The sequence below is a fragment of the Bradyrhizobium sp. genome (assembly GCF_019242285.1).
Lineage (GTDB): Bacteria > Pseudomonadota > Alphaproteobacteria > Rhizobiales > Xanthobacteraceae > Bradyrhizobium.
The window spans coordinates 1-3395 of sequence record NZ_JAFAVV010000858.1; the positions used below are offsets into that span (position 1 = coordinate 1).

Consider the following 3395-nt stretch of genomic DNA (forward strand, 5'->3'; position numbering starts at 1 on the left):
CCTGATGTTCACGGCTCCCACGCTGCCGGCGCGAGCTCGAAGCCCGCGAACTCGAAGCCCGGCGCGACGGTGCAGCCGACCAGCGTCCAGTCGCCGGTCGTCTGCGCGCTCTGCCAGGCCGACGCCGGCACGATCGCCTGCGGGCGCTCGCCGGCGGCGATGTCGGGGCCGAGCCGAACCAGATGTCCCCGGCAGCCGTCATTGGCGATTTTGAGTTCCAGCGCGCTGCCCGCGTAATAGTGCCAGATCTCGACGGCATCGACCCGATGCCAATGCGAGCGTTCGCCGCGCTTGAGCAGGTAATAGATCGCGGTCGCGTTCGCGCGGCCGTTGGCGTCGACGCGGCCGTCGCGAAAGGTCTCGCGGTAGTAGCCGCCCTCGGGATGCGGCCGCAATTCGAGGCGGGCGATGATGTCGGCGGCGGTCGGTTGCTGGTCCATCAGGACTTGTTCTTCCGTTCGCGCAACTCGCGAAACACCTCTTCGGCGCTCGCGCCTTGCATGTGCAGCTTCTGCGCGACCACGGCATCGTCGGCGCGCAGGAACACGTTGGCCTTCTTCTCCTCGCCCAGCAGCGAGGGGATCGTCGGCTTGTTCGCGGCGCGGAGCCGGCTCACCTCGTCGGCGCGCGCCTGCAGCGCGGCGTTGTCGGGCTCGACCGTCAGCGCGAATTTGACGTTGGAGGCGGTGTATTCGTGGCCGCAATAGAGGCGGAAATCGTCGGGCAGCGCCCGCAGCTTCAACAGCGAATCCCACATCATCGGATAGGTGCCCTCGAACACCCTGCCGCAGCCGATCGAGAACAGCGTGTCGGCGGCAAACAGAGCCTTCTCGCCATCGAAGACGTAGGAGACGTGGTCGAGCGTGTGGCCCGGCGTCTCCAGCACGCGCGCCAGCAGGCCGCCGACCTTGACGACGTCGCCATTGGCGACGCGCAGATCGGCGTTGGCGATCTTGGTCGTCTTGTCATGCGGCGCGACCACGCGGCAGCCATATTTCTGTTTCAGCTCCGCAACGCCGCCGACGTGATCGCCGTGATGATGCGTGATCAGGATGTCGGTCAGGGTCCAGCCTTCGCGTTCCAGCGCCGCGACGATAGGCCCGGCTTCCGGCGCGTCGATCGACGCTGTCGCCAGGGTGTCCGCATCGTGGATGAGATGACCGAAATTGTCGTTGAGGCAGGGAAAGGTGCGAATCTCGGCGGCCATGATATCACTCTCGGAGGGCTGAGGACGTGCATCGATATGGCGTTAACGCTGATGGGGCAATGCACGATTCAGCGGGCCGCCTCGAGGGGGTGGCGTGTTAAATTAGTGTCATGAGCATCGACGTCATCGATCTCCGCGATTTCTACTCGCAGCGCCTCGGTATCGTGGCACGGCTGTTGATCAATCGCGCCATCCGCGCCCGCTGGCCAGGCGCCGAGGGCCTGCGTGTCCTTGGAATTGGCTATCCTACGCCATATCTGGGGCTTTTTCGTGAAGATAGTGAGCGCTGCATCGCTTTCATGCCGGCGGCGCAGGGCGTCCTGAAATGGCCGACGGCACGGCCGGCGCTGGCGGCCCTGGTCGACGAGTTCTCGATGCCGCTGCCCGATGCGGCGATCGACCGCATCCTCCTGGTCCACGCGTTGGAAATGTCGGACGATCCGGCCGGACTGCTGCGCGAGGTCTGGCGGGTGCTTGCCCCCTCCGGACGGGTGATCGCGGTGATCCCGAATCGCCGCGGGGTGTGGACCCGCACCGACAACACCCCGTTCGGCCATGGCCGACCCTATTCGCGCTCACAGATCACGCAATTGCTGCGGCAGACCTGGTTCACGCCGACCGGGTGGGGCGAGGCGCTGTTCATGCCGCCCTTCGCCGGCGGCTGGTTCCTGCGTACGGCGATGGCGTGGGAGCGGGTCGGCGCAGCCTTGTCGCTGCCGGTCGCCGGCGTCCACATCGTGGAGGCGACCAAGCAGGTCTATCGCGGGATCCCCGCGCACCGTGAGCGTTCGCGGCTGATTCCCGCGCTGCGGCCGGTGTTGGTTCCGTCCTCGAGCGGGGTGCGCCGAGCGTCGCCTTCATGAGGCCGCCGCAGACCGCCGCGAGGCGCAGCTATTCGCTGCCGGAGTTGAAATCTTCGCTCGGTGCGGCCGGCGCCGGCTGGGCCATGCCTTCGGGCCGCGGTCCGTGCGGGCGACGCCGCCGGCGCGGAAAGCGTTCGCCGCCGCCATTGCCTTCATAGCCCCCGCCGTTCATCTGCGGCTGCGGCCCGGTGATGAAGGACGGCAACCGGTCGACGCTGCTCTCCGGTTGCGGCTGCGGCTGATATTGCGGCTGCGGACGATGCTCCCGGTCCCGATCCCGCTCGCGATCACGATCCCGGTCGCGCTGATGCTCACGGCCCGCATGATGCTCGCGCGGCTGCTGCTGCTGATCGCGCTGGTAGAGCTGGCCGTCGCGGGGCTGATCGCGGTCGCGGATATAGGGCTGGGGCTGCTGCGGCACGAAACCGGGCTCCTGCCCGAAATTCGAGAAGCTCTCGCCTTCGTCGTCGCCATCGTCATCGCCGGCCACGGCAACGTCTTCGATGCGCGGCTGCGGCTGGTTCTGACGCAACTGCTCCTGGGCGGCGGCAATCAGGCGGAAATAATGCTCGGCGTGCTGATAGTAGTTCTCGGCCGCCACCGGGTCGCCGGAGGAGCGCGCGTCGCGCGCGAGCTGCAGGTATTTCTCGGCGATGTGGGAGGCGGTGCCGCGAATCTTGATGTCGGGGCCGTTGGATTCGAACACCCGGGTCATCGGGTTCTGGCCGCGCCGGTTGTTGTTGTTATTGTTGTTCCGGTTGCGCATGCGCTGCTTATTCTGACCGTTTCTCATGTCGTGCCTTCATTCCAGCCCTGAGTTAAAAGCATTGAATTGTTGTTGGGGTTGCAGGGTGCGAGGGGATGGTCGCGATCTCGCAATGCACCCAATCGCGATGCTGCTTCATTCATGCCGATGTCATCGACCGTCGCGTTCAACAAAGACGCGTTCCCCACCCGCCGGCGTTGATAGCCGGCGAACCACTCATTCAGCTCGCCAAAACAAGCCCAGTCTTCTTGCGTAGATCTTCAAGTGCAATAACAGGCTTTCGTTCGCTTTGCGGTCTCGAACAGCAGCGCAGCCTTGCTAGCCATCGCGCGTGATTGGACCTGCGTTCTGGAACCTTTATCCGGCGCGGCTCTCTGATCGAGGGTCCTGGCTTTCACCCGTAGTCGCACCTACGGGGCCCCGCACCGATGTCGTGAGCGAAACGTAGTCGCTCCCGGTGAATATTCCAAGAGGTTTTTGCGTTCCAAGGCGGCTTTATCTGCGCATTTTTCGCCCCGCAATCGCCCGGGGAACACCCCCCAGATCGGCCCGCGGGGAG

The 3395-nt window shown here is 65.4% G+C and carries 4 protein-coding genes; 1 reads left to right on the top strand and 3 read right to left on the bottom strand.

The features are described from left to right. Nucleotides 1-8 precede the first annotated feature (8 nt). Nucleotides 9-440 (bottom strand): cupin domain-containing protein, encoded by a 432-nt coding sequence (locus JOY90_RS35430; protein ID WP_291695735.1) that lies wholly within the window; start codon nt 438-440, stop codon nt 9-11. Next, nucleotides 440-1207, bottom strand: a complete 768-nt coding sequence (gene gloB / locus JOY90_RS35435) for a hydroxyacylglutathione hydrolase (RefSeq protein WP_291695736.1) — start codon at nt 1205-1207, stop codon at nt 440-442. Before gloB ends, JOY90_RS35430 begins: the two co-directional genes overlap by 1 nt. 110 nt (nt 1208-1317) lie before the next feature. Between gloB and JOY90_RS35440 the strand changes: the two genes are divergently transcribed. Beyond that, the gene (locus tag JOY90_RS35440; RefSeq protein WP_291695737.1) at nt 1318-2070 is read left to right on the top strand and encodes a class I SAM-dependent methyltransferase; all 753 of its coding nucleotides are present in this window, start codon (nt 1318-1320) and stop codon (nt 2068-2070) included. Between the two features lie 28 nt (nt 2071-2098). Here the strand turns inward: JOY90_RS35440 and JOY90_RS35445 are convergent, their stop codons facing one another. Next, nucleotides 2099-2863 (bottom strand): DUF4167 domain-containing protein, encoded by a 765-nt coding sequence (locus JOY90_RS35445; RefSeq protein ID WP_291695738.1) that lies wholly within the window; start codon nt 2861-2863, stop codon nt 2099-2101. Between the last annotated feature and the right edge of the window lie 532 nt (nt 2864-3395).

Excerpts from the sequence above, each read along its gene's own strand:
- gloB (WP_291695736.1), bottom strand. The coding sequence starts at position 1,207 with ATGGCCGCCGAGATTCGCACCTTTCCCTGCCTCAACGACAATTTCGGT.
- JOY90_RS35445 (WP_291695738.1), bottom strand. The coding sequence starts at position 2,863 with ATGAGAAACGGTCAGAATAAGCAGCGCATGCGCAACCGGAACAACAAT.
- JOY90_RS35430 (WP_291695735.1), bottom strand. The coding sequence starts at position 440 with ATGGACCAGCAACCGACCGCCGCCGACATCATCGCCCGCCTCGAATTG.
- JOY90_RS35440 (WP_291695737.1), top strand. The coding sequence starts at position 1,318 with ATGAGCATCGACGTCATCGATCTCCGCGATTTCTACTCGCAGCGCCTC.